Source organism: Idiomarina sp. ST10R2A5, assembly GCF_051842325.1.
Classification (GTDB): Bacteria; Pseudomonadota; Gammaproteobacteria; order Enterobacterales; family Alteromonadaceae; genus Idiomarina; species Idiomarina abyssalis.
In genome coordinates this window covers 205,765-228,072 of record NZ_JBNIEX010000004.1, presented here as the reverse complement: position 1 = coordinate 228,072, position 22,308 = coordinate 205,765, and the positions used below count along the sequence as shown (strand labels likewise).

Here is a 22,308-nt window from a genome sequence, read left to right as displayed (position 1 = left end):
AAGTAACGCGAGTTAAGCACGTTGTTTATAGAAGTGGCGAACCCCGCCACCAATATGTAATATCAATAGCAACGGCAGTATATAAGTACCCAACACCTTGTGGACTTCCTCTGCAGGCTCATGAATCCATTCAAGAACTCTTAAGTCAAATGATACGGCAAACCAACCAAAAACTGACAGTGGATCATTTTCAGTAAATAAATACAGTGGTCCCGTTACAATTAAAGCCAGCATTGTTAATAGCAGAGCGTAATGAAGGTATCTGGCAATCTTTTCGGTGAGAGTGTGAGCCGGCTCAGGGAATCCCTGATACAGTCGTAATACACTGCGCCAGCCAATTAATAAGAAGGCAAAAAAGCCAACACCAAGGTGGGCAGCTTCAGAAAAATGTTTTACCTCCCGGGAGTCGGCAAAAAACATCATAAACCCGAGTGTCAGCATGACAATAACTGCCATGGCGCCTAGCCAGTGCAATATGCGCGATAATGGTGAATAATGCCTATCCATAATGTTACTCCTTCTAATCATTGACGTCAGAGTAACAGGACAATATTAAGCCAACATTAAGGCTGTCTGGAGATTCCAGGCTTTTCAACCAATGCTTGATCAACCTCAACTTTTGCAACAAACCAATCGTCTTCAAGAGCAAGAGTCAACTTTAACCCCAACTGTTTGGCTAAATTACTGACAATACTCAGACCTAACCCAGCGCCTTCTTCTCTCAACTGCCCACCACGATAAAAACGCTCGGTCAGCCGTTTAGCGTCAACGTGGTGAGATTTTTCAATACGATTGCGTATTGTAAAGAGAGAACCATCACATTGAACGTCAATCGACGATTGAGGTGCTGCATATTTAATCGCATTATCAACAAGGTTACTGAATAACATCGTTAGATAACGCTCTTCTGAGCGCCATAAGACGGTGTCGGGAAGATTCACATCCATCACTAACCGCCGCGAATCAGCCCACTGGTAATAATCCGAAATGACCTGTCGAAGAGTAGCGGCAGCGTTGACTTGTCTCCAATGCTGCGGCGGTAACTCCGTCTTGGAGAGTAAAAGTAGACTTTCGACCAGACTCACTAATCTATCCGTACTGGCTAACAGCGATTCCAGCTCTTCTTTTTGCTGCTGAGTTGAAGCTTTTTGCCACTGATTTTGCAACTGCGCTTTCAGGCTGGCCAGTGGCGTTCTGAGCTCATGCGCGGCATCCGCAGAAAATTGTTTTTCCCGCAAAAATGTTTGCTCAATACGCGTCAGATAATGATTTAACGCGCCTTTCACCAACGACACTTCCTCAGTGTCATTCGACTCAATGAACGGCCTATAATCGTCTGAGCGCTTGCGCCTAAGTGCTTCTGCCAGCCTTCTGAAGCTGGCAAAGTTTTGGTTTATGGTCCACCAACCTAACCACAACATTAATGGCAATAAGGTTAAAATGGGCACAACCATGTCGGTCGTCAGATCACCGCGTATTTCAGAACGAAATTCATCTTGCTGCAAGAGAAGAATACGATAATCTCTAGCCGGCGAATTCAAACCGAAGCTATGCCAAAGTTCATTATCTACCGTCTTAACTGAGAAACCTTCTTTAAAAGAGATAACAGAGGGATCCAAAGATCCTTCCGTTTGCATAATGCGCTTGCCGTCACTCGTCTCAATACGATAGGAGAGTTTGTCTTCGTATGAATGCGCATTTATACGACTTATAGTTATGTCACGCGATACGACAGCTCCATCGCGGGGTAATAATGCCAATAGCGTTTTTGCCTGCTGAACCATCTCTGCATCAAATAGCTCATCAACCTCGTGACTTATTTCTGCGTAAATCCATATGGCAGATACCGTCGCGCTTAACAAATAAACCGCAGAGACAGCGACAAGGATTCGCCGACGTATCGAGTTGAGTTTCGTTTTTACTCTGCTATTTAGCCACATGCTAAACGATACCCCACGCCGCGAATGGTCTGAATCCACTCCTTATTGCCAAGCTTTTTGCGCAAGTTGTGGACATGCACTTCCAACGCATTGCTCTCTACCTGCTGCTCATTGCGAAAAACGATTTGCTCTAACTTATCTCGACTATGAACCCGCTCCGGTGCAGCCATCATTGCACGCAATAACTCAAACTCACGTTTCGACAAGTTCACTGGCTGTTGATTAACAAGTACCTGAAAATTTAACTCATCCAGGCTGATAGGCCCACAACTCAACTCTGGTGTCGCATACCCTCGTTGACGCCTCACCAAAGCGCGCAGTCTCGCTGCAAGCTCGTTCATATCAAAAGGCTTTATCATGTAATCATCAGCACCAAGATCCAGCAGCTTCACAGTTTCTGAGCTGTCGTCTCTCGCTGTCAGCACTAATATCGGCAGCACTTGTCCTTTTTTACGCAAGGAGGACAATACGCGACTACCATCTAAATCCGGCAGCCCCAGGTCAAGGACAACGACATCATAATTAACTCGCTGACTCTCACTAATCGCTGCGGCACCAGTACGAACCCATTGCACATTAAATTGCCGCTCGGACAAACCAAGTTCAACGGCTTGCCCGAGCATTGCATCATCTTCGACCAACAATAGATCCATGTAGCCAACATCCTTACTATTTATTGTTCGCGCTGTATTTTAGCCAACAACTGATTCACCTCTGCACGACGCGCTTCATCGGCTAATGGTCGTTCAGGTCTGGGAGCCGCTTTTAATGCTTTTTGAGCGTAATGCTCTGCTTTTGCGTAATTGCCCTGCTCAAACCAATAATCCGCGTAAAAGTAGTTAGGGTCAATGCCATCGGGGTTAATTGTTAAGGCTTTTTCAAGCAGTTGCTGTGCCTTATCATCGTCACCAAATCCGAACGGCCAACCCGGGACTTTGTAATACAAGGTACCCAGAGAGGCATAAGCTGAACCATCGAGCGCATTAGGATCTAACTCAAGCGCTTTCTCCAGCGACTTTTTCGACTCTTTCGCCAGACTCAGCGCTCCTAACCCACCTTTTGCACCTGCGTAAGTGCTTTTAATAATACCCAACCAAATGTGTGCGGGGGCGGACTCAGGTTCTTGCTCAACCCACTGCTGAGCATCTGCGACAAGCGCTTCAAACTCTTGCTTTTGTTTGTCACTTTCTAATTGGTAGTTCACCGTTGCCCAGCGCTGTTGAAGGTCATGCAAGCGTTGCTGGCTGTTATCGCTGCTATTAAATTCAGCCGATAACGCTGGCAGCCCCAATAAACCGATTAGAACAAATGCGTATAATTTAGTGCTTTTCATCGCGGTATTCCTCAAGTAATTGATATAAAGTATCTCGTGCTTTTTTCAAACTCCGTCCTACCTGTTCAGGCCACAGCCCGTTTAGGCGAACGAATAGCCGCTCCGGCCATCCGAGTGTTCGCAACCACGAACGGTTCTCTATTTGCGTGGCAAGCTGCTGCGCAACCCGCTGCGGAGCATCCTGTTTGGTTTTAAGTGTTGTATTTAACCGGCTAATCAAACCATTATTCAGTGAGGTCTTAATGGCACGAGGGGCTGCGTACATCACATTAATATCGCTGTTCAGCAACTCCCTATTCAACGCTTCGCTAAAGCCTCGCAAGCCGAATTTGCTGGCACAATAAAGGCTTTGCCCCGGAAAACCGATAGCACCGAATACCGAGCCGACATTTAAAACCCAACCTTTATTCGCGCTTAACACCGGCAGAAAATCATGAGTCAATGCAATGGGGACTATTAAGTTCGTAGTAATGACACGCTCAATATCATCGGCAGTAGCATTACCGAACAGGCCTTCATGAGTGACTGCGGCATTGTTAATTAATCCGGTTACCGCTGCGCCCTGCTCTGTTATAAATTTAAGCAGCCGCGCACGTTCACTCTGTTGAGTTAAATCAGCCAAAAATGGCGTCTGATTAAGCCGCTTTGCCAGAGCGTCAAGCGTGCCACTGGTGCGCCCTACCATAATAAGCCTGGCCCCTCGTTGACTCAGTGCTTCGGCAAGGGATTGACCAAGCCCACCCGCCGCACCGGTTAGTACAATAGTTTGCTGTTGCCAGTTAAACTGACTCATAGCGGCTCTCCTGCCAGTTCAGGAAGAGCGCGAAACATGTCACCGTAAAGCCGATAAACATGCTTCGCTGTACGCACAATGACTTGCTGAGCTTTTTCATCGGTCACTTGGTTCATCAACTGTTCAAAAAACTGCACATGCTCCTGGTCTAAGTCACCGTGCGACAGTAAGTAGCTGAACGCAGAATCCGGCAGTTGCAGTGCGTCTTTTATTTTTCCCGCAGCCTGTGTTGCCAGCTTAACGCTAGTGCCTTCCAGCACATGCGCCATGCCGAAAAATGCCGCAGGGTGATCATTGTCGATAGCTTGATAAACCAGTGATACCATCGCTTGGGTTGACGTATGTGGTTCACTCGACTGCGCGACTTCAACGTCACCGCCAGCCGCCTTAATATCATTAAGTATCCAGCGTTCATGGCCGTATTCTTCATTGATATACTCGATGACTGCTTTACGCAGCCACTCATCCCGAAACGACAGTTTGCTGCCACAGCGCATTAATAATGGCGTGGTGTGCTTAACATGGTGGTAAGCCTGAGTTAAAAAAGCACGATATCTTTCTATGGTTATCTCACCCTGCAACGCTTGTTGAATGGCAGGCGCGCTCAGTAAATAGCGTTGTTCGTTTTGAGTTTGTTCGCATAAAGTATTAAAGAACATCATCGTATACCTCGTTAGCAGATGAATAAGTTGTAGGGTCAATATCAACCCGATAAGCGTCTTTGATAGCGAGACGTCGTAAGCGCCCTGTGCCGGTTAACAAACCGTTGCTGACGGTGAAAGGTTCTTTCAAAACAACATAACGTTGGATGCGCGCGTAGTCCGGGAGCTGTTGGTTGACCTGATAAATAACCGAGCTAACCTGCTCAGCGGTTGAAGGACTCGTTAGCACCACCAACGCTGTCAGCGGTATTTCTTCATCGCCAAATACTGCCGCTTGGTGAATCGTTTGCTGACTGCATAGTTCTGCCTCTAGCCACTCAGGGTCAATATTACGGCCATAAGCATTCACAATGATGTGCTTGCGGCGCCCTAAAATAATTAATCGCCCGTCTTCATCAAACCGCCCTAAATCGCCCGTGTTAATCTCGCTGGGAAACCAGCTGTCAGGGCTGTCCCAATAACCCAGCATGGTATTTCCTCTGACAACCACACCACCATCGCGTATTGTGACAACGGCATGGTTCAGCGGGTGTCCAACAGTTCCTGGCACGACCGCAGCGGGCGCATTCAGCGCAACCACCGAACTGAATTCAGATAACCCATACCCCTGAACAACTGGCAGCCCCAACGCCCGTGCTTGTCGTTCCAATGTTGAACTCAGACGAGCACCACCGACGGCGAGTAACTTGAACTGTTTCGCATCAATAGCCCCGCGTTTAGTTCCTTCGACAAGAGCATTAAGCAACGCCGGCGTAAGAATTAAGCTATCGGGTTGATAGTGAGATAATGCTGAAAAGAACGTATTAGCGTGTATTGAGGACGAGCCTTTCAGCCCTAGTGTTTCGCCTTTAAAAAGCAAAACTTCTGCTCCTAGCCACAATGCCAGATAAACACCCGCAATATTCTCCAGAAGAATAGATAACGGCATAATAACCATGTGGCGATAGACACTAACCTCAACAACACGCTCAGCCAAAGCAGCAACCGTGTTGAGTTGGTTTTCGACAGATAAGCAGACACCTTTGGGTTCGCCGGTACTACCTGAAGTAAAAGTAACTTTTGATGTTCCAGACGGAAGCGGTTTGTTATCACTTACCTTTTTCTGTAAGTAGGACTGCTGTTGCTGACTGAAAAATGGCGGTACCGGTATGCAAACCTTATTAGCCAGCATGAGCGCTAAGTCTTCAATCACCCACGCAACAGGGTCTGGGTTTTGTAAAAGAAAGATTCTCTGAGGTTGCTGCTTAAGTTGCTCAACTCGTTTATAAACCGCGTCTACAAGCGCTTGGTAACTCAGCTTTTGCTGTTCAGAGGACAGTGCAATTGCATCAGGAGCAGTTAACGCGTGATGCTGAATTCGTTCGAACAACGCATTCATAAGGCAACCTCGCGAACAGAGACATGATTTGAATCTTGTGTCGTAATAAGTTGCTCAAAAACGCAGCCTTGCTCTAACCACCCGGCCAACACCACCGGCTGATGCTGATAGTAATTCCCCCAGAGGTCACGTGTTGACTCAGGTAACGCGCTTTGTTGCGCGGTTTCTAATGCTGTTAATGCAATACCCAAACGACTAAAGTACTTTTGCAGCGCTCGAGTGGCGGTAAATATCACAGCCGTTCGGTTATGCGAGTTCAGAAGCCTAACTACCGCACGAAATAATAAGGGTAAGTAACTTGGATCTAATGCCGCCATTGACCCAACTTCGGCCAGGCGTTCCGGGGGCGGCAGAGGTCTGGAGTTCACCTGGTAACCAGTAATAGGTTTGGTTAAATACGTTTGCGAAAATAGCGGTTGTTCGTCAGCCAACTGAACTCCGCAGGCAGCAATCAGCTTAGCGTCATCGAATACAGCGATAAGTAAACGCGGCAAAGAGCGTAGACAGGCATTGAAGTTAAGCCAGTAACGTTCACAAATAAATGATTCAACCTGCTCACGTAACGGATGATCCGGTAATATCCAGCAGTGACGCATATGTTTACTCCTTAAGTCAGCCCCTACGGCTGAAACAGCTTCGATGCTGTCACTTTATAAATAAAGACTTAAGGAAAGCTTAAGTTGCAGTCAGAAATCATGGCTTAAGCGTTTGATTAAAAGTTCCAATTTTTTTAGAAAATCAGAAAAACAAAATACTGATCCAGGTGACTATTAACAGCAGCAACGCAAAGAATACCGCAGCTGACGCTATATCTTTTGCACGACCACTCAACTCGTGAAACTCAGCACCAATACGATCAACAACCGCTTCTACAGACGAATTAAGTAGCTCGGTAATGACTAAAATAAATAAGCTCATAATGAGTAGGAGGCGTTCTGTAACCGACGCTTCAACGAGCAATGCAACCGGTATTAGAGCAGCACACATAAGAGCTTCCTGTCGAAACGCGGCTTCATAACGCCAGGCAGTTTTTATCCCTCGTAGTGAGTTAAACGTCGCTTTCCAAATTCGAGTCATACCGGTATAGGCTGGCTTCATTGTTTATCCTCTCCTGGCCCCTGATTTAAAATACTAGGCACAGTTTATTAAAGCAGTCTTAAGCTTTACTTAAGAAATGCCTGTTAGTTTCTTCACGTAGTCAGTAAAAAAGAAGAGTTAACATCTATGCGGGCAGCAACGTCTAACAATACCTTATGGCAAACTCTGGCACTGTTTAAACCAGTAGCCTATTTCGCAGGAGCCACTTTGGCGCTGTTAACCTGCTGTCGTTTATTACTTGCTGGACTCTATGCAGAGCGCGTTGACAGCGCTATTAACTGGCTCGACTTTATTGTACTTGGCGTACGTGCAGACTTAATTCAAGTAGGATACTTTACACTGATTCCATTGTTAGTATTGTCACCATTAAGTGTGGTTTTACACAAATCGATAGCTCAGCGGTGGTGGCGACGATTATGGACAGCCTGGTTTTTGATTTGTGCATTAGTGTTGTGGTTTATGGAAATCTCAACACCCGCATTCTTAGCACAGTATGATACGCGCCCAAACCGATTGTTCTTTGAGTACCTTGCGTACCCCAAAGAAGTTTTCTCTACCCTAATACATGGCTTTGCTGGTTGGCTTTTCACCGGAATTGCCTCAACACTGGTATTCGTTTACCTTTCATATCGTTGGTATAAGAAATCCGAACATAACTTCCAACCAAGAGCCATAAAACGGCGTTACCTAATAGCAGTCATTCCTGTATTAATCGTTACAACATTGTTCGGCATTCGATCGACTCTGGCACATCGGCCTGCCAATCCGGCATTTTTTGCGGTCACCTCCGATGCAATGGTTAATTCATTAATTTTAAACTCCACTTACACCCTTGAGTACGCACTGTATAACCTTAAGCACGAAGCACAGGCAAATCGTGTTTACGGGAAACTCACTGACGAGGAGATCATTAATGAAGTACGAAAAGTTCCTTATTTAGCCAATTTAGAGTTTCCTTTTGCCGATTATCCTACCGTGCATTACCAATCAGCTTCAGCCAAGCGCAAAGTACCTTTGAATATTGTGGTCATTCTGGAGGAAAGCCTTGGTGCGACCTTTATTGAGTCGCTGGGTGGTAAGCCGTTAACACCGAACCTTGAGCGTTTAAAGACACAGGGATGGTGGTTTGAAAACCTCTACGCAACCGGTACTCGCTCAGTCAGAGGTATCGAAGCCGTAATTTCCGGTTTTCTGCCAACCCGGGCTCGATCAACCGTCAAGCTATCGGGGTCACAGCGTCAGTTTTTTACGCTCGCAGACGCGCTTTCCAGAGAAGGCTATAACACTGAGTTTATCTACGGAGGACAAGCCCATTTCGACAATATGGCGAGTTTCTTTATTGGTAATGGATTTCAGTCTGTCATCGACCAGGACGACTATGAGTTTCCCAAATTTGTAGGTAGTTGGGGAGTTAGTGACCAAGACTTACTGAATAAGTTACATCAACGCTTGTCACAAGCCGATAACTCAGTCCCCCAGTTTACTCTTGCGTTTACCTCGTCAAACCACGAGCCATTTGAGTTCCCTGATGGTGAGATTACATTAGCAGAACAACCTAAGCAGACGGTCAACAATGCCGTTAAATACGCAGACCATGCGTTAGGCGAGTTCTTTGCAAAAGCACAGAAGAGTGACTACTGGCAAAACACATTATTTCTAGTGGTTGCTGACCACGATACTCGAGTTTATGGCGAGGAGTTAGTCCCCGTCAGCAAATTTCATATTCCGGGACTCATTCTGGGTGCGGATATTAAGCCAAGAACCATTTCTGCAATCAGCAGCCAAATCGACTTAGCGCCAACGCTATTATCTCTTGCCGGTATATCGGCCTACTTACCGACGGTAGGGCAGGATCTCAGTCAACCCGATGTGAAGCCGGCCAATCGAGCTATGATGCAATTTGGTGACAATTATGGTTGGCTGGAACATAATGAAAGCGGACAAGTGCTTACAGTACTTCAAGTTGATAAGGTGCAGTCGTTTCAATACGAGCCGGAACAAAACACACTTACGCCCTTAAAAAACCTTATAAGTGATGAACACTTACGCAAAGTAATTTCTTACGCCGTCTTGCCATCGGTACTTTATCAGGACCGCGCATATTATGTTCCTTCGTTGAAGTGAAAAACTAAAATTTCACAAAATCCAGTGTCGCCATTCTTTTTTGGGTTAGTACAGTTGACCTACGTATCGAAACATTACTGCCTCTGGCTTTATTCTTCATCATCAACATTTCCTATATTTACTCACCTTTGACATAGCGCTTGAACCACTCATTAGTTTCAGAATAAATGGCACCCATATTAATACCGTAACCGTGACCGTGAGGCTTTTCATAAAGCGAGAGCTTATATGTAAAGCCAAGCTCTTTCAGTTTCTTCGCAAATGAAATACTCGATTCAACAGAAACTTTCCGATCCGCCTTGCCATGAATTAACAGTATGGGCAAATCTCTTGGCAGTTCATCAACCCATTCCATCGCCGAGCGTTTAGCTAACTCGTCTGCTTTATTGGATTCATAATTCGGAATTCGGGCTTTATAGACACGCTCCATTTCCGGCCTAAATTCTAATTCTGCTTCAAAATCATAAGAACCGGCATACAAAACTAATGCATCCGCCTTAAGGCCTTCCTGTACGGCTCTAAGAGACTGCATTGTTCCCCGGCTGGCACCGTAAACACCGACTCGCTCAGCGTCGACCGCCGGAAAGTGCTTAAACAACTGCGGTAAAGCAACAACGTCAGCTACATCAGCACCTCCAAACTCATCTTTCCCCGGAAGTTTTGGGTGACCCCCGCGGTAGCTTGTGGCAAAAATGGCCATCTGCGTTTTCTCAGCTAAGGGAAACAGCTGATTATATATATTGGTAAAAACCCATGAGCCGTAACTTGCATTACCGCCCCGGTTATTAATTAAAACCGGTAAATTCTCTTTGCCGGCTGGAGCAACATAAAAGCCATTCACATAAGCCCCATCAACTTTGTACGTATATTGCTTACACTCCAGACGTTCCTTGTATCTCTCATACTGGATTTTAGGAAAAGCAGACTTAAAACGTTCACGAACCCTCTCAGCTGCTTGCTCCGTTTTCTGCATCGACGCGACAGTGTCTATCCACTTGTCATAGGTTTTAAATTTCTCTCCGTAACAACTTTGCATACCAGCAAGCTCAACATTCAGCGATGTTGAATCAGCAAAGGCATAAGTACTTAGAAGTAAGGCTGGAAGTAAAGAAAGCGTTGTTAAAATGAACTTGAAATAATCCTTCATTGTCAGTCCCTTATTGTTTTTATTTAACACGAGTATCGACTCGTTTTAAATTTATACCATCAAGTCAGGGAAACTTATAGTGACTGCTACTATGAACCTTTTAGCAGGAGACTTCCTTCACTAAGCCGCTTTGTACATTACTTTTTCGCATAGTAATGCGCGTAAGCAGCAGCTTTGAGAAGGAAGTTTATCAGCGATATGATCAGAAGCTTACCGTAACTCCCATCCATAAGTTACGAGTTTTATCTTTAACATTGTAATCGTCGGTGAAAACAACTTCGCTTACCGCGCCACGACCTGTTACGTATTCAAACTCGCCGTCACCATTTAAATCGGTATAGGTTGTTGAATACGTCGTGAAGTCACGGTCAAGTAAATTGTTAATACGCAGGTTTAAATCGACCGATTCCGTTAATTTATAATTCGCACCTAAGTTAAGCAGGCTGTAGTTTTCAAAATAAAGTTGTTTATCAATATTGCTGTCATAGCCACGATAACGGTCAGAACGAAGCTCGCCTTGCAGGTAAACCGTCAGAACATCCGACGCCTGCCAGTTCAGCCAAAGATTGGCCATATGCTCTGCAGTATTGGTTAGTGGCAACCCTGCCTGGCTACCGCTTTTTTGTTCGCTGTCAGTCCAGGTGTAATTACCACGTATTGACCACGTCTCGCTCATAACGTAGCGAGCAGCAACTTCGACACCCTGCACATCGACTTCGTCGATATTAATACTCTGACTCCATGTGTCATAACCCAGTTGTTCATATTCACCTAAGTTAACGCATGGGCGCACACCGCCGGTTTGCTCACAACTTTGAACGGTATCACCGCGGGCAATTTTGTCCTCGAAGCTCGTATTAAAGTAGGTGATATTAAAGTTGTTATCGCCATTGTCTGAGTTCCAGTAAAGCGCAATTTCAGAGTTAACACTGATTTCAGGCTGTAGCTCCGGGTTACCGGCAAAAGGCATGGTTCCCTGTCCACCAAAGCCGACAATACCGTCGTATAAATCGGTTGTTTTCGGTGTTTTATAACCCGTACTTACACCGCCTTTAACCGTCCAGGCCTGGCTTAAGTTATAAACCGCATAAAGACGAGGCGACACCTGACTGCCAAAAACATCGTGCTTGTCGTAGCGAACGCCGCCAGTCAGGGTGAAGTCCGCTATTGGCATCCAGTTATCTTCAACAAACAGCGAATACATTTTCTGCTCTTGAACAGCACCGGCATTACCTTCTTCCAGACCAAAAACACCGTCTTTTAACTCGCCATCAATAAGTTGACCACCTATCACCAAATTGTGGTGTCCGGCAAAACCTGAGAAAGGAATATCCAGCTTTGCATCCAGGGTATATTGACTGCTGTCTAATGGGCGATCAGGTCTTGGCAGGAAGGTTTCTTCAGCAATAGAACGCCGCTCGTCTTCAGGTAAACCAGAGTAGTCTCCTGTTCCATCGTACATTTGCTGCAGCAACAAACGCTCATCCACACTTAAGGGTAAGGTTCGTCCGTTGTTTTGTGTATCCACGTAAGCCAACGACACCATACTTGAACCAAAGGACCAGTCCGCATCGTGCGCTATTGACCACCAGGTGCGATCAAAGCTTTGAGCCGCCGCATAACCAGCCCGGGGGTTAACTTGTCCGCCACGAGCCTGCCAAATAGACTCAATGCTGTCTTTGGTACCCAGCGGATAAGTAATGGTGTCCGTTTCTACATCGTAAGACGGCGTATTGTCATAAGACTGATGCGAGTTGTCGTAATCAAACTTAACGTTGTGTCCCTTTGCCGGAGTATAGGACACTGAAAAACCGTAATGTTCGTCTTTGTTGTCAACGGTTCGACCACCGCTGCCAAACCCTAATTCCCGTATGTGCACGGTACCGTTTGGGTCAACCGCTGGCTCAAACTGAGGAGACGATGCTTGCTGGTCATACAAACTAGCGCGCACTCCCAGGCTTAATACATCTTTTATCAAAGGCCCCGTTGCGCTGAAATCTGTCGTAAAGTCGTCACCAAAGTTATCGTCTGTCTGCAAACTGCGACCAAAGGTGATAGCACCAGACCAGTCGTCAGTGTGCTTTTTGGTAATAACATTAATAACACCGCCAAGTGCGTCGGCTCCGTATAACGTCGATGCCGGGCCGCGAATTACCTCAATTCTGTCAATTGTCTCAAGCGGAGGAATGTGGTTAAACGCGTTGCCGCCAAAGTTGTTCGGGTAAATATCACCGTGGTTATTCTGACGTATGCCATCAACCAGAATTAAGGTGTAGTCACCTGTTAACCCACGCATGCTGATACTGCCCTGCCCGGTTTTATCCCGCGATGTGCCTATATCAATGCCTTCCTGGTATTTAACAGCATCTAATAGTGACGTAAACGAGCGCGACCGTATTTCCTCATTGGTAATAATTGAGATACTTGCCGGCGCCTCCGTCAGCTTTTGCTCAAAACCAGTAGCAGTAACAACAATACGCTCCATACCGTCGGGCAGTTCGAAATCATTTGCAAGGGCGTTACCTGCCAGAGTTGAAGCTATTACGGTAGCAATTGCGCTGGGTACGAATTTATCCATTTCTCATTGTCCTTAATTAAGTTGGCTAAGCGGCTCAGTATGCTACCGATGCTTTTTCTAAATGTAAATACAAATGACAATAATTCGCATTACTTAATTAAGAGCAAACTAAATCCGGAATAACGCCGTACACCTATGTACAGAATTTATTAAGCAATTGGAGCGTAATTTTGACGACCTTAGCTTTTGACGTTTACGGCACACTTATTGACACTCAGGGCGTAGTCTCCCTGCTGAGTTCATACCTTGGCGACGACAAAGCTCAAGAGTTTTCGAGCCGCTGGCGTGATAAGCAATTAGAGTATTCATTTCGCCGTGGGCTTATGCAGCAGTATGAAGACTTTGCGGTCTGTACCAAAGACGCCCTTCTGTTCACCAACAATGAACTGGGAGCCGGGTTAACTGCACCGCAACAGGAAGGGTTGCTGGAAAAATACCGAAGCTTACCGGCATTCGATGATACGAAAGCCGCACTGAGCAAGTTAAACTCGGCGGGTATAGAGTGTTTTGCTTTTTCTAACGGCAGTGCCGATGCAGTAACTGAACTGCTGGAGGGTGCTGAGCTCAGCCGCTACTTTAAAGACATAGTCAGTTGCAAAGACATTAAAAGCTTTAAACCTAACCCACAGGTTTACCAGCATTTTCTCGATAAAAGCGGCAGTAAGGAGCAAAATACCTGGCTAATATCCAGCAACAGTTTCGACATTATTGGCGCCAGCGCAGCAGGCTGGAAAACCGCCTGGGTTAAACGTTCCAGAGAAGCTCAGTTTGACCCCTGGGGCATTAATCCCACTATTACCGTCAGTTCGCTTTCGCAACTGATTGAAAACATAAAGTAATATTAAAAACTGGACCCCGGCTGTTTAAGAAAGTCCTCTTCTTCCGGGGTCGACTCGCGCCCCAGTACCCGGTTTCTATGCGGATACCGCCCAAACCGGTCAATGATTTCTTTGTGCCTTACTTCAAATTTGTAGTTGTTTTCAAGCCCGGGTTGGCTGAAAAGCCGCATAGCCTCTTCATGAATTAACGCCGATTCACTGTGCATATAAGGCATATAGAGAAACGCCTTTTCATTAGCATCCAACGACTTGTCTGCGCCCTTCTCTACGGCTTCCTGCGCCAGCACTAACGCTATCACGTCCTGCCCAAAAGCCTTCGGACTACCACGGTATATGTTTCGCGAAAACTGGTCTAACACAATCACTTCCGCCAAACGGCCACGAGGCGCTTCGCGCCAATGCCAGAGCTCACCTTTAGCTGCAGCCTTTAACGTATCGGAAAAGCGTTTGGCTATGGTATTGTCCAGCTCCTCACTTTTAGCAAACCACTGCTTTGGTGTTAACTCTTTAAACCAAAAGTCCAAAATTGAATGTGCTTTCATTTTCCCTCCTGACTACTTTTCCACCTTTTCCAGGGGATAACGCTTGTTTATGGGCCTGCTGAAAGGTATGTTTTATTGCTATAAACTAACCTTATATGACAACCTTTAATAACTTATGCGCCGTTTACTTTTTATTTTTATTGTTATGAGCTTTTTCTCTGGCGAGGCATCAGCCGACACTTATACTCTTTACTTCTCCCGTCATATGGAGAAAACAACCGACAAGACCGACCCCGACCTCAGTTTGGTTGGCAAACAGCGTGCGCAAGTTCTCGCGCAGGTTTTGAAAAACAGCGACATTGAAGCCATATTTTCTACCGACTATAAGCGCACTCAGCAAACCGCAGAAGCACTGGCAAAACAACTGGGGCTATCAGTAGAAACCTACCCAGCTAAAGACTTTAAAGGAATAATAACCAGCTTAAAGGAGCTCAAAAAGAACGCACTGATTATTGGCCACAGCAACACCGTGCCTGAACTGGTCAAAGCAGCTGGTGGAAGCGCTGATAAACTTGGAGAAGAAGACTTCGGCGACTTATTTCAGGTGGTGGTAAGCGGCGACAGCGTTATCACCAACCGGCTCTATGTGCCGGTCGTGCAGTGAAGTCCCCACGATCGGTAACGCAGTTTACGGTTAAAATTGATGACCTCAACTAGCTCCGCTGCTGAGTTGACCAGAACGTTATTGAGCAAAAAGCAATAATAGCCAACGTGAATAAATACGGTGACTGAGCCATAAAGTCCCTTACCGGCGCAAAAATTCTATCGCCTGACGCCACCCATAAAGCAGCCGCTACCAACAGCGCACTCATAAATGCCAGCAAAACAAGAATGCGACGTTTCTTCTCAGACTTTCGAATTGAGCTCAACGTTTGCTCAGTAAAGCTTTCATCAACTAAGCGAGTTTTATAGCTGAGAAGATCATTCAAAGGTTCATGTTCGGGTGCACTCATGAGGCAACCTCCTGCTTGTTTTGTGGGGCGCTGACAATATCAATCAGCTTTTGTTTTCCCCGGGCAATATGAGATTTAACCGTGCCAAGCGGTAAGTCAGTAATAGCGACAATTTCCTGATGGCTCATTCCGGCACTTAAAGACAAGGTTAAACAGGTGCGTTCCGGCACCGAAAGATGCCGCATTAGCCGCTCAACCATAATGTCGCTATCAACCGTACTGGATGGCCCCGGCATGAAAGGCAAGGCGTCGCCAGCTACCTCATTATGGTGATGCGACTTACGCTGCTCATTCAAAAAGCTACGGTACGCTATGCTGTGCAGCCAACTACTGAAACTTGCCTCGGCACGGAAGCTTTTCAGGCTCTTGTAGGCGCGCAAAAACACCTCCTGCGCCAAGTCATCCGCTTGTGCGTGGTCGCCCGCGGTTAATCGACGCAGAAAGTGCCGGACGCCATTTTGATGCTGGCGAACCAGAGTCGCGAAGGCGTGCTGATCGCCACGGGCAATAACCCGTGCAATCAGCGCTTTATCATTCATCGTTAGTTAAGTAAGCCGAAATTAAGAAGGCGACGCCAATAAATACCGGGAAAACCCCGAACATAACGCCGACATCCAAGTCACCCACTGACCACCCGGCCACTAAACAGGCCAGCCCTGCTGACACCAAAACCAGGCCTTTACGACGGTCGCCATGACGACTACTGGGCGAAGTGCCCAACTGCCCTAAAAGCTCCGAAGTTAGTGTGCCCCCGTTTTCCATGTGTTTTTGTAAAGTTAACTGCAAGTGTTTCTTATGGTGCGCCGATAACGCTAAACCCACAATAATAACGATTGAAATACTCAGCATAGCTGTAATTGGTACCCAAAGATCGGACATAACGCCCCCTATTGTTGTTCAATTGTTTGACTTACACAGTATTAGACACAACAACGCATACCTTTGGATGCAAAAAATTTAGGGCAGTGGCTGGTAGCCTTTCCAGTCAGGTACTAATTCCTGCTGCTCGCCATCGTATTCAAGCGTCACGAAGTGCTCATCCACCAGGTCTACGCACAGGCAGTCATCCACAGCCAATAAGTCGTCTTTATGAATTTGCTCTGCGCCGGCTAAGCCCGCTTTAGATACTTGCGCACGCGCCAGTTGCTTTGCCGAATTAGGCGAGTCAGCAACCACCATCGTAAAGTCGTGATACTCAGCAAGTTTATTAGAGAAATAGCCGCCAAAGTTCACAAAATACAGCTTTTTGTCCGAAGAGTTAGCCGGCTTTGTCTGGGTAAGCTGAATACGGTAGCCATCTACGTGGTGCAAGTGAACAAAGCTGTCCAGGTGCAGTCCTTTTTGTGTGCCAAACCACCCTTTTCGAATGGCAGGATAGGTATCTTCCATGCGCATACCCACCACAAAGCGAACGTCGTGCAACTCAATATTGGCACCGGGGGCTGTGCCACCCACATATACTAAAAACAGTTTGTTATCGGTTTCGCTCATTGTTCTACCCTACTCATTACCAACAAATTGAAACCGCGGTACCTGGGTACCGTTCACGTTTACGGTTTCCACGAACACATCAAAGGGGCGTACCCAAAGCTTTTGTTCACCGTAAAGGGGCTGATAAAGCACCACCCACTCTTCAGTTTCACTGTGGCGGGCGGTATCAATAACGCGGTAACGTCCGCCTTTGTAATGCTCGTAAATGCCTGGTTTTATGGTCATGTTGGTCTGTTCCGTTATTCATGGTTATTACGTGACTTTGGCATCTTACCAAAAGTCGCGTATAGGGTTTATTCATTTGCTCTCAGCTACCGAAATATAATAGTTTGTGCTTCACTCATTTAACCGATAATCTGCCTGATATTGTCATACGAACAATGTAGCGTCATGCCGGATGATTGAATCGTGTGGCGGTAAACTCAGTTCAACCGTTACTGTGGGTAACGAGGCAATTAACCGGTATTTGATTCATGCGTAAACTTAATCTGCTTCTTGCTGTTATATTTTTGGTTATCAGCTATTGCTCAATAGCTGCATCAGAATTGACGTTTGGGACACATACACTGAAGCGCTCGTTAGCATCCGAATCTAAGATCACCTATCACCTCGGTTCGAGAGAAAAGCCGACGAATAACCTACTGCTCATATTGCAAGGCTCTGACTGTCGGAGCGCATTAAGCATCAATTCCATTAAAAGCGCTTTCCCCAAAGTACGACAGGACGCCGATGTTCTAATTATTGAGAAATGGGGGCTCAGCCCGGACATTAATGCCTGCCCGCAAGCCTATATCGACAATGACTCACCATCGCAACGCGTGAGCGATGCCAAACAAGTACTAAATCACCTAAAGGAAAAGAAACGTTACCAGTCGGTGTACGTTCTTGGTGGCAGCGAGGGAGCGGTTATTGCCGTTATGCTACGCAAAGTCCTGCCTGGTATTACCGCCACTATAGCGTTTAACGGTGGCGGAAATTCATTTCAAAACGACATTGAGCACAACATAAAGGCATCCACTCCGCCTGACGTTACAGGTGCGGTACTTGAAGGGTTTCGCGGCTTTGCAGATAAAATCAGAGAGTCAGATAAAGCATTCGCTGTTGACTCAAGCCAACATGGCTACAAATGGTGGAAAGAACTGCTCACACTTGAGCAAGCTAAAGTCATAGAGAGCGGGAAAACACCCCTGCTTATTATTCAGTCTGGACAAGACAACTCTGTAGACCCTGCGCAAACCCATGCCATGGTAAAGAGCCTGCATAGTTCAGAGAATGTTGACTACCAATTCTTTGAGCAACTTGACCATGGGCTACGAAGCGACAGTAGCAATGACATTAATGACTCGGCACTAACTGCCATGCGAGAATGGTTTCAGAAACACTGAAAACGGCATGAGCTGCGCATATGAAAACAGATAATAAAATACGTTCTACCATTTACTGGGCACTTGTTTTGATTGGTGGTTATCTCGTGGGTGGCACTATCGTTAAATCGTTTCAAGCGGGTGAATTTACTCTGCACAGCTCAGAGTTCAAGGATTTTCTCATAGCACTACTTATTTCATCGCTTTACCACTGGTGGGCAGCACGTAAAGAAAAAAGCCAAGAAAATGAGCAGCTTTGAGCTTTCTATCGACGGTCGAAATAAGACTGTTCAAAATGGCTGAAAAGTTCGACTATGACATAAGGCCGCCAAGTACCGGATGCACTAGATATTCGACTAAATTCACTTGCACAAACAATAACAAAAGTTGCTCTACAACAATTAACTGCAATTAGGTAGCCTATACCGAGTGGAGCAAGTAGTACCAAACCCATTCTAGTTAATTTTTTGGAGCTGAAATGTCGTTATTAAGATTGCCCATAGACGCATTCATGTACTTTTTTAATGTTTTTGGCACCGTGTCTCGAGGCCGCTACTGGGCAACACTTTTAGTACTGATAACTACCTGCGTAGTTCTCTATGCTACTGATGGCCTTTGGGTGAAAGTGCCTTATTCTGTCGAGTTAATCAGAGCAATAAGCAGCCTTATATTACTTGTCACGTACATACCATTCACGGCGAAGCGATTAAAAGATACAGGAATTAGCGGCTGGTGGGTCTTTTTATTGTTTGTTCCATTCGGACAACTGATAGTTTCAGTTTTAGCTTTGATGCCTACCAATCAATTTAAAAAAACAACAGAGCCCGTCTAACCCAGGCTCTGTTTGGAAATATGCTTACGTATACACCGAAAATTATTTACACCCGTTATTCACGCTCAAAAATCCGCTTTTCCACTACCGGTACTAAGCCATAAAACCTGAGACAGGAAAGCTATCATTGTATGTTGCTCCTGGTTTTCCTGTTTATAGTGTGCGGCTGTAAGCGTTAGCTTCTCAATACTCACCTGTTCGCAACACAGCGACTTACTTTGGTAAGTAAAAGTACATAAATAACTTAAGACATCCGTGACATCAGTAGTTAGCTGGTTTTATTTGTTTCCTTCCCTCATTAAGATAAAACCAAAAAGGAGTATTTATGCTTGTTCTAACACGACGTATTGGTGAAGTATTAAGAATTGCTGATAATATCAGTATTACTGTTTTAAGAGCCGACAGAAATCAGGTACGTATTGGAATAGAAGCCCCTAAAGATATAGGCGTACATCGTGAAGAGATCTATCTTCGCATACACGAGTTGTCCGTAGACGAAAAAGTTAAAAGAGTAATAGCGAGTCGTGGTTAATTTAATAGGCCCAAGTCTCAGTTAAAACTCGGTCTACCCTATAGTTATTGGAGTCATCGTCAACGTCCGCATTGTGCCAGGAGCGGACGTTAACGTCCGGCTTTGAGGCGGCCTTGCTATATCGCGTATCCACAGTACTCCGGCTTCCGAAATAGGGTGCGTTGCCTAGCTTCATCTAACCAAGAAAATTTCTCATGCAGTCCATGCGCAACAACAAGTCGTTCTGCGAGTTCGACTTTTTGCAAGAAATAGAGCGAACGCAAGATGTTGTATAGCGCATTTGTCTTGTCGAAAATATGGAAGTACTGTGACCTTACAGAGTCTTCTGAACTTAAGAACGAAGCCTTGGCTTCCTCAAGATCAAGCTCATAAACCCGAGTGTAGCTCTCCGAGAAGTCTAGATCACGCGCGAAATAAAACAGAGCCGACAAACCTGCCAGTTTTTCTGGCGTGAGATTGGACTTAACGGTCTCCCAAACCTCCGCACGTCTCTTGGTGTCGTTCACAATAGCTTCAAACATTTCGCCGGAACCCCACTCGCTAGCTTCAACTTCGGTTGGGACTTTATCAGATGGAAGGTCGTGGTGCTTAAACCAATAGCTGAAAAATTCTTCAATATAGGACTCTTCAACCCCGAGTAAAGGAATCGTTATCCCAATTGCCGGCGCGAGTTCAAAATGCGATTCGATGAGCTTAATGCTCTCAGAGAGTTCTTTGCTACCAATATTGAAGTGTTTCTTGAGAAATTCCTTAGTTGTACTAAATGAATCTGCCGCCCACGTTGTTCGAGGGGGAAGAAAGGATGCCATTTCGAACAGATTCTTTCGCGACAGTCGTTTTGTAAAAGACCCACATTGATATTCATCGCAAAGGTATTTATTTAAGCGATGTAAGTCATCCAAGGCTGCTTCTAGCTCCCCGAAACTGCGCTTCAATACTACAAAGTTGATGACCGCGACATCTACGAGATGCTTTTGACTCTCATTATCAAGTGGGTACCGAAATGTTTGTCCGGTGGCATCGACTTCGGCGAAGTCCTTGATCTTTGTATCAAGCCTTTTGATTATTGGGTCGTAGCGATCGTCGGCAGCTTGGGCCTTTTGAGCGAAGAAACTCCAAATATTTCCTATATCGTGTGAACCAGCCAAGTCGAATTGGAGGTTACGACATCTGGCTTTTTCGATAAGGATAAGTTCTGAAATTGTGCCTTTCAGGCGAAGTTCTAGTGAATGCCTCATATTGAAACAAACCGGATAAACCATCTCGTCAACCGAGTGCCCTAACCCCCGTTCACTAAGAACTAAGTCAATCAGAATAGTTGCTGCTTGGGAAAATCCTTTGGCGTAATCCCAGTACCCAGGGAAACCATTTTCGCCTACACATGCATTTGCCCAAGTGGGGGCACTACCAATGAAAGTTGTATTGTTCCTAGCCACTGCAGTCACCAAGCGATATAACGCCGCCAGCACGCGCGGCTTTGTAGTGGAAGCGAAGCCGTAACGGAAAAGCCGTCGCTGTGCCTGGCCTTGTTAAGCATCATTTGACTCCAAGCTCCTTTCTCATTTGCTGCACGATTTCCTCAAACAGCACTTGGGTTCTTTCGCCTTTTTCCTTCATCTCGCCAGATAGGCTCGCGCTTGGATTATTGATGTCCATTTGATCCAGGTTTCCCATTACGGAACACGATGAATCTATAAGCTCGCGCTGTATATTTACGTACTCGTTAACTTTTTGGAGAAGCTTCTCGGAACAGACCAAGCGCAGACCGTGAAGCTCTTGTGTTGCTTGAGTGAAGGATTTCCGGACATCTGCTGTAAGATTGTTCACCTCCTGATTAAGGCGAACCAACGGATCAGAAGACTGCCCCTCCGTAGTAAGAATTTCATTCATGCAGCTTGCATAAGTTTCGCTCATAAAGCGCTCGAAATCAGCATGACGAGACGAGGCAATCTGCTCTAATGCCTTTAGGTAGTGCTTGTACTCTTCATAACGTATCTCGAAGTTTCTTCGTTTCTTGTCATCCCAGCGCTTCAAAAGGAAGAAGATCAGCGGCCCAACAATGGCGGAAACGATGGCAGCGACAACCGCTGGCTGCAATATTGCCTCAACTGTCACTATTTCCCCCTGAAATGCTTAACATTTGCATATTGTGCGTGCGCACTTTGTACTCTCTTCAATTGAATAGTTGCGAGCTCTTAAGTTGCTGATTAAGCGACCATAGCTGCCTTTTAAATCGTCTGAGTTAGTAAAGTAATTTGAGCATGCTTAGCTGCATTCTAACGTGCGCAACTTATCTAACTCTAATTTTTCGTTATGTCATTGACAGTAAAAGACTTAAATACACAATACAATAACAAAACGCGCACTATTGCTGAGGTAATTGTGCCTTGCCTGGTTCGCGCCATCCAGACTTATTAATAACAGCGAGGCGAGTTACTCGTTAAATTAGGCAAAAAGCCCGATGGTCCGCTTTTCGCTCGCTGCTGACGTCCAGCTCAGTGCCAGGGGCGGTCATGGTGTATCGAGCGAATTCTGCCTATAGGCTATTTGTTTCGAATCCCATACCACTTCAACAACTACGACCCTTTGTTCGTATAATCCAAGACGAAACCATGGTACAAATCGAGGCCTGTCTCCAGTGTAGTACGAAAAGCAGTATTACCAGCAGCTTAGATATGTCTATAAAACTAGGGGCTTACCAG

General features: G+C 45.8%; 26 protein-coding genes. 7 read left to right on the top strand and 19 right to left on the bottom strand.

All coding sequences use genetic code 11. The annotated features are described in order from the left end of the window. Nucleotides 1–12: 12 nt before the first annotated feature. From ACP7FG_RS07325 to ACP7FG_RS07285, 9 genes are all read right to left on the bottom strand, one after another. Nucleotides 13–507 carry a cytochrome b/b6 domain-containing protein gene (locus ACP7FG_RS07325; RefSeq protein ID WP_439225978.1) on the bottom strand — a complete coding sequence of 165 codons (495 nt, stop codon included), beginning with the start codon at nucleotides 505–507 and terminating at the stop codon, nucleotides 13–15. A 56-nt stretch (nucleotides 508–563) separates the two neighbouring features. Further along, on the bottom strand, nucleotides 564–1,940 hold the full coding sequence (locus ACP7FG_RS07320) for a histidine kinase dimerization/phospho-acceptor domain-containing protein (RefSeq protein WP_439225977.1): 1,377 nt from the start codon (nucleotides 1,938–1,940) through the stop codon (nucleotides 564–566). Then, entirely contained in the window at nucleotides 1,931–2,593 is a 663-nt protein-coding gene (locus ACP7FG_RS07315) for a response regulator (RefSeq protein WP_054487244.1), read from the bottom strand. Before ACP7FG_RS07315 ends, ACP7FG_RS07320 begins: the two co-directional genes overlap by 10 nt. 20 nt (nucleotides 2,594–2,613) lie before the next feature. Next, entirely contained in the window at nucleotides 2,614–3,273 is a 660-nt protein-coding gene (locus ACP7FG_RS07310; RefSeq protein WP_416511155.1) for a tetratricopeptide repeat protein, read from the bottom strand. Then, the gene (locus ACP7FG_RS07305; protein WP_439225976.1) at nucleotides 3,260–4,066 is read right to left on the bottom strand and encodes an SDR family oxidoreductase; all 807 of its coding nucleotides are present in this window, start codon (nucleotides 4,064–4,066) and stop codon (nucleotides 3,260–3,262) included. The genes ACP7FG_RS07310 and ACP7FG_RS07305 overlap by 14 nt, the downstream gene beginning before the upstream one ends. After that, entirely contained in the window at nucleotides 4,063–4,728 is a 666-nt protein-coding gene (locus ACP7FG_RS07300) for a TenA family transcriptional regulator (RefSeq protein WP_439225975.1), read from the bottom strand. The genes ACP7FG_RS07305 and ACP7FG_RS07300 overlap by 4 nt, the downstream gene beginning before the upstream one ends. Beyond that, on the bottom strand, nucleotides 4,715–6,106 hold the full coding sequence (locus ACP7FG_RS07295; protein WP_439225974.1) for an AMP-binding protein: 1,392 nt from the start codon (nucleotides 6,104–6,106) through the stop codon (nucleotides 4,715–4,717). Before ACP7FG_RS07295 ends, ACP7FG_RS07300 begins: the two co-directional genes overlap by 14 nt. Then, a complete protein-coding gene (locus ACP7FG_RS07290; RefSeq protein ID WP_054487234.1) occupies nucleotides 6,103–6,702 on the bottom strand; it encodes a thermostable hemolysin in 600 nt (199 codons plus the stop codon). Before ACP7FG_RS07290 ends, ACP7FG_RS07295 begins: the two co-directional genes overlap by 4 nt. Nucleotides 6,703–6,844: 142 nt before the next feature. After that, nucleotides 6,845–7,204 (bottom strand): diacylglycerol kinase, encoded by a 360-nt coding sequence (locus ACP7FG_RS07285; RefSeq protein ID WP_222236798.1) that lies wholly within the window; start codon nucleotides 7,202–7,204, stop codon nucleotides 6,845–6,847. A 126-nt stretch (nucleotides 7,205–7,330) separates the two neighbouring features. Between ACP7FG_RS07285 and ACP7FG_RS07280 the strand changes: the two genes are divergently transcribed. Next, complete coding sequence (locus ACP7FG_RS07280) at nucleotides 7,331–9,328, top strand: LTA synthase family protein (protein WP_439225972.1); 1,998 nt, start codon at nucleotides 7,331–7,333, stop codon at nucleotides 9,326–9,328. Between the two features lie 118 nt (nucleotides 9,329–9,446). Here the strand turns inward: ACP7FG_RS07280 and ACP7FG_RS07275 are convergent, their stop codons facing one another. Together ACP7FG_RS07275 and ACP7FG_RS07270 are read right to left on the bottom strand one after the other, a co-directional pair. Beyond that, on the bottom strand, nucleotides 9,447–10,475 hold the full coding sequence (locus ACP7FG_RS07275) for an alpha/beta hydrolase family protein (RefSeq protein ID WP_439225971.1): 1,029 nt from the start codon (nucleotides 10,473–10,475) through the stop codon (nucleotides 9,447–9,449). Nucleotides 10,476–10,677: 202 nt separating this feature from the next. Next, nucleotides 10,678–13,053, bottom strand: a complete 2,376-nt coding sequence (locus tag ACP7FG_RS07270) for a TonB-dependent receptor domain-containing protein (RefSeq protein WP_439225970.1) — start codon at nucleotides 13,051–13,053, stop codon at nucleotides 10,678–10,680. A gap of 167 nt (nucleotides 13,054–13,220) precedes the next feature. Here ACP7FG_RS07270 and ACP7FG_RS07265 point away from each other — a divergent pair, with 167 nt between their 5' ends. Beyond that, nucleotides 13,221–13,892 (top strand): haloacid dehalogenase type II, encoded by a 672-nt coding sequence (locus ACP7FG_RS07265; protein ID WP_439226036.1) that lies wholly within the window; start codon nucleotides 13,221–13,223, stop codon nucleotides 13,890–13,892. Between the two features lie 2 nt (nucleotides 13,893–13,894). Here the strand turns inward: ACP7FG_RS07265 and ACP7FG_RS07260 are convergent, their stop codons facing one another. Continuing rightward, nucleotides 13,895–14,434 (bottom strand): DUF924 family protein, encoded by a 540-nt coding sequence (locus ACP7FG_RS07260; protein WP_439225969.1) that lies wholly within the window; start codon nucleotides 14,432–14,434, stop codon nucleotides 13,895–13,897. 115 nt (nucleotides 14,435–14,549) lie between these two features. On the opposite strand from ACP7FG_RS07260, the gene ACP7FG_RS07255 reads away from it, so the two are divergent. Next, nucleotides 14,550–15,038, top strand: a complete 489-nt coding sequence (locus tag ACP7FG_RS07255; protein ID WP_439225968.1) for a histidine phosphatase family protein — start codon at nucleotides 14,550–14,552, stop codon at nucleotides 15,036–15,038. Nucleotides 15,039–15,087: 49 nt separating this feature from the next. Here ACP7FG_RS07255 and ACP7FG_RS07250 read toward each other — a convergent pair whose 3' ends face one another. The 5 genes from ACP7FG_RS07250 to ACP7FG_RS07230 all read right to left on the bottom strand — a co-directional run bounded on the left by ACP7FG_RS07250 (nucleotide 15,088) and on the right by ACP7FG_RS07230 (nucleotide 17,103). Then, nucleotides 15,088–15,387 carry a hypothetical protein gene (locus ACP7FG_RS07250; RefSeq protein WP_439225967.1) on the bottom strand — a complete coding sequence of 100 codons (300 nt, stop codon included), beginning with the start codon at nucleotides 15,385–15,387 and terminating at the stop codon, nucleotides 15,088–15,090. Beyond that, nucleotides 15,384–15,926: an RNA polymerase sigma factor gene (locus ACP7FG_RS07245; protein ID WP_199494725.1), complete on the bottom strand. Its 543-nt coding sequence runs from the start codon at nucleotides 15,924–15,926 to the stop codon at nucleotides 15,384–15,386. Before ACP7FG_RS07245 ends, ACP7FG_RS07250 begins: the two co-directional genes overlap by 4 nt. Beyond that, nucleotides 15,919–16,266 (bottom strand): DUF6249 domain-containing protein, encoded by a 348-nt coding sequence (locus ACP7FG_RS07240; RefSeq protein ID WP_439225966.1) that lies wholly within the window; start codon nucleotides 16,264–16,266, stop codon nucleotides 15,919–15,921. The genes ACP7FG_RS07245 and ACP7FG_RS07240 overlap by 8 nt, the downstream gene beginning before the upstream one ends. A gap of 78 nt (nucleotides 16,267–16,344) precedes the next feature. Then, the gene (locus ACP7FG_RS07235; RefSeq protein ID WP_439225965.1) at nucleotides 16,345–16,878 is read right to left on the bottom strand and encodes a DUF1543 domain-containing protein; all 534 of its coding nucleotides are present in this window, start codon (nucleotides 16,876–16,878) and stop codon (nucleotides 16,345–16,347) included. A 9-nt stretch (nucleotides 16,879–16,887) separates the two neighbouring features. Beyond that, a complete protein-coding gene (locus ACP7FG_RS07230) occupies nucleotides 16,888–17,103 on the bottom strand; it encodes a DUF1653 domain-containing protein (RefSeq protein WP_439225964.1) in 216 nt (71 codons plus the stop codon). A gap of 248 nt (nucleotides 17,104–17,351) precedes the next feature. Between ACP7FG_RS07230 and ACP7FG_RS07225 the strand changes: the two genes are divergently transcribed. The 4 genes from ACP7FG_RS07225 to csrA all read left to right on the top strand — a co-directional run bounded on the left by ACP7FG_RS07225 (nucleotide 17,352) and on the right by csrA (nucleotide 19,606). Next, nucleotides 17,352–18,263 (top strand): alpha/beta hydrolase family protein, encoded by a 912-nt coding sequence (locus ACP7FG_RS07225; protein WP_439225963.1) that lies wholly within the window; start codon nucleotides 17,352–17,354, stop codon nucleotides 18,261–18,263. A gap of 20 nt (nucleotides 18,264–18,283) precedes the next feature. Continuing rightward, nucleotides 18,284–18,502, top strand: coding sequence for a hypothetical protein (locus ACP7FG_RS07220; protein WP_278354837.1), 219 nt, complete (start codon nucleotides 18,284–18,286; stop codon nucleotides 18,500–18,502). Nucleotides 18,503–18,720: 218 nt separating this feature from the next. Then, nucleotides 18,721–19,074 carry a DUF805 domain-containing protein gene (locus tag ACP7FG_RS07215; protein ID WP_439225962.1) on the top strand — a complete coding sequence of 118 codons (354 nt, stop codon included), beginning with the start codon at nucleotides 18,721–18,723 and terminating at the stop codon, nucleotides 19,072–19,074. A 325-nt stretch (nucleotides 19,075–19,399) separates the two neighbouring features. Continuing rightward, the gene (csrA, locus tag ACP7FG_RS07210) at nucleotides 19,400–19,606 is read left to right on the top strand and encodes a carbon storage regulator CsrA (RefSeq protein ID WP_439225960.1); all 207 of its coding nucleotides are present in this window, start codon (nucleotides 19,400–19,402) and stop codon (nucleotides 19,604–19,606) included. A 116-nt stretch (nucleotides 19,607–19,722) separates the two neighbouring features. Here csrA and ACP7FG_RS07205 read toward each other — a convergent pair whose 3' ends face one another. Together ACP7FG_RS07205 and ACP7FG_RS07200 are read right to left on the bottom strand one after the other, a co-directional pair. Continuing rightward, nucleotides 19,723–21,042, bottom strand: coding sequence for a hypothetical protein (locus tag ACP7FG_RS07205; RefSeq protein ID WP_133566311.1), 1,320 nt, complete (start codon nucleotides 21,040–21,042; stop codon nucleotides 19,723–19,725). Nucleotides 21,043–21,142: 100 nt separating this feature from the next. After that, nucleotides 21,143–21,721, bottom strand: coding sequence for a hypothetical protein (locus tag ACP7FG_RS07200; RefSeq protein WP_439225959.1), 579 nt, complete (start codon nucleotides 21,719–21,721; stop codon nucleotides 21,143–21,145). Nucleotides 21,722–22,308: the final 587 nt, after the last annotated feature.

Coding starts and splice junctions, on each gene's coding strand:
- ACP7FG_RS07325 (WP_439225978.1), bottom strand. CDS start 507: ATGGATAGGCATTATTCACCATTATCGCGCATATTGCACTGGCTAGGC.
- ACP7FG_RS07320 (WP_439225977.1), bottom strand. CDS start 1,940: ATGTGGCTAAATAGCAGAGTAAAAACGAAACTCAACTCGATACGTCGG.
- ACP7FG_RS07315 (WP_054487244.1), bottom strand. CDS start 2,593: ATGGATCTATTGTTGGTCGAAGATGATGCAATGCTCGGGCAAGCCGTT.
- ACP7FG_RS07310 (WP_416511155.1), bottom strand. CDS start 3,273: ATGAAAAGCACTAAATTATACGCATTTGTTCTAATCGGTTTATTGGGG.
- ACP7FG_RS07305 (WP_439225976.1), bottom strand. CDS start 4,066: ATGAGTCAGTTTAACTGGCAACAGCAAACTATTGTACTAACCGGTGCG.
- ACP7FG_RS07300 (WP_439225975.1), bottom strand. CDS start 4,728: ATGATGTTCTTTAATACTTTATGCGAACAAACTCAAAACGAACAACGC.
- ACP7FG_RS07295 (WP_439225974.1), bottom strand. CDS start 6,106: ATGAATGCGTTGTTCGAACGAATTCAGCATCACGCGTTAACTGCTCCT.
- ACP7FG_RS07290 (WP_054487234.1), bottom strand. CDS start 6,702: ATGCGTCACTGCTGGATATTACCGGATCATCCGTTACGTGAGCAGGTT.
- ACP7FG_RS07285 (WP_222236798.1), bottom strand. CDS start 7,204: ATGAAGCCAGCCTATACCGGTATGACTCGAATTTGGAAAGCGACGTTT.
- ACP7FG_RS07280 (WP_439225972.1), top strand. CDS start 7,331: ATGCGGGCAGCAACGTCTAACAATACCTTATGGCAAACTCTGGCACTG.
- ACP7FG_RS07275 (WP_439225971.1), bottom strand. CDS start 10,475: ATGAAGGATTATTTCAAGTTCATTTTAACAACGCTTTCTTTACTTCCA.
- ACP7FG_RS07270 (WP_439225970.1), bottom strand. CDS start 13,053: ATGGATAAATTCGTACCCAGCGCAATTGCTACCGTAATAGCTTCAACT.
- ACP7FG_RS07260 (WP_439225969.1), bottom strand. CDS start 14,434: ATGAAAGCACATTCAATTTTGGACTTTTGGTTTAAAGAGTTAACACCA.
- ACP7FG_RS07255 (WP_439225968.1), top strand. CDS start 14,550: ATGCGCCGTTTACTTTTTATTTTTATTGTTATGAGCTTTTTCTCTGGC.
- ACP7FG_RS07250 (WP_439225967.1), bottom strand. CDS start 15,387: ATGAGTGCACCCGAACATGAACCTTTGAATGATCTTCTCAGCTATAAA.
- ACP7FG_RS07245 (WP_199494725.1), bottom strand. CDS start 15,926: ATGAATGATAAAGCGCTGATTGCACGGGTTATTGCCCGTGGCGATCAG.
- ACP7FG_RS07240 (WP_439225966.1), bottom strand. CDS start 16,266: ATGTCCGATCTTTGGGTACCAATTACAGCTATGCTGAGTATTTCAATC.
- ACP7FG_RS07235 (WP_439225965.1), bottom strand. CDS start 16,878: ATGAGCGAAACCGATAACAAACTGTTTTTAGTATATGTGGGTGGCACA.
- ACP7FG_RS07230 (WP_439225964.1), bottom strand. CDS start 17,103: ATGACCATAAAACCAGGCATTTACGAGCATTACAAAGGCGGACGTTAC.
- ACP7FG_RS07225 (WP_439225963.1), top strand. CDS start 17,352: ATGCGTAAACTTAATCTGCTTCTTGCTGTTATATTTTTGGTTATCAGC.
- ACP7FG_RS07220 (WP_278354837.1), top strand. CDS start 18,284: ATGAAAACAGATAATAAAATACGTTCTACCATTTACTGGGCACTTGTT.
- ACP7FG_RS07215 (WP_439225962.1), top strand. CDS start 18,721: ATGTCGTTATTAAGATTGCCCATAGACGCATTCATGTACTTTTTTAAT.
- csrA (WP_439225960.1), top strand. CDS start 19,400: ATGCTTGTTCTAACACGACGTATTGGTGAAGTATTAAGAATTGCTGAT.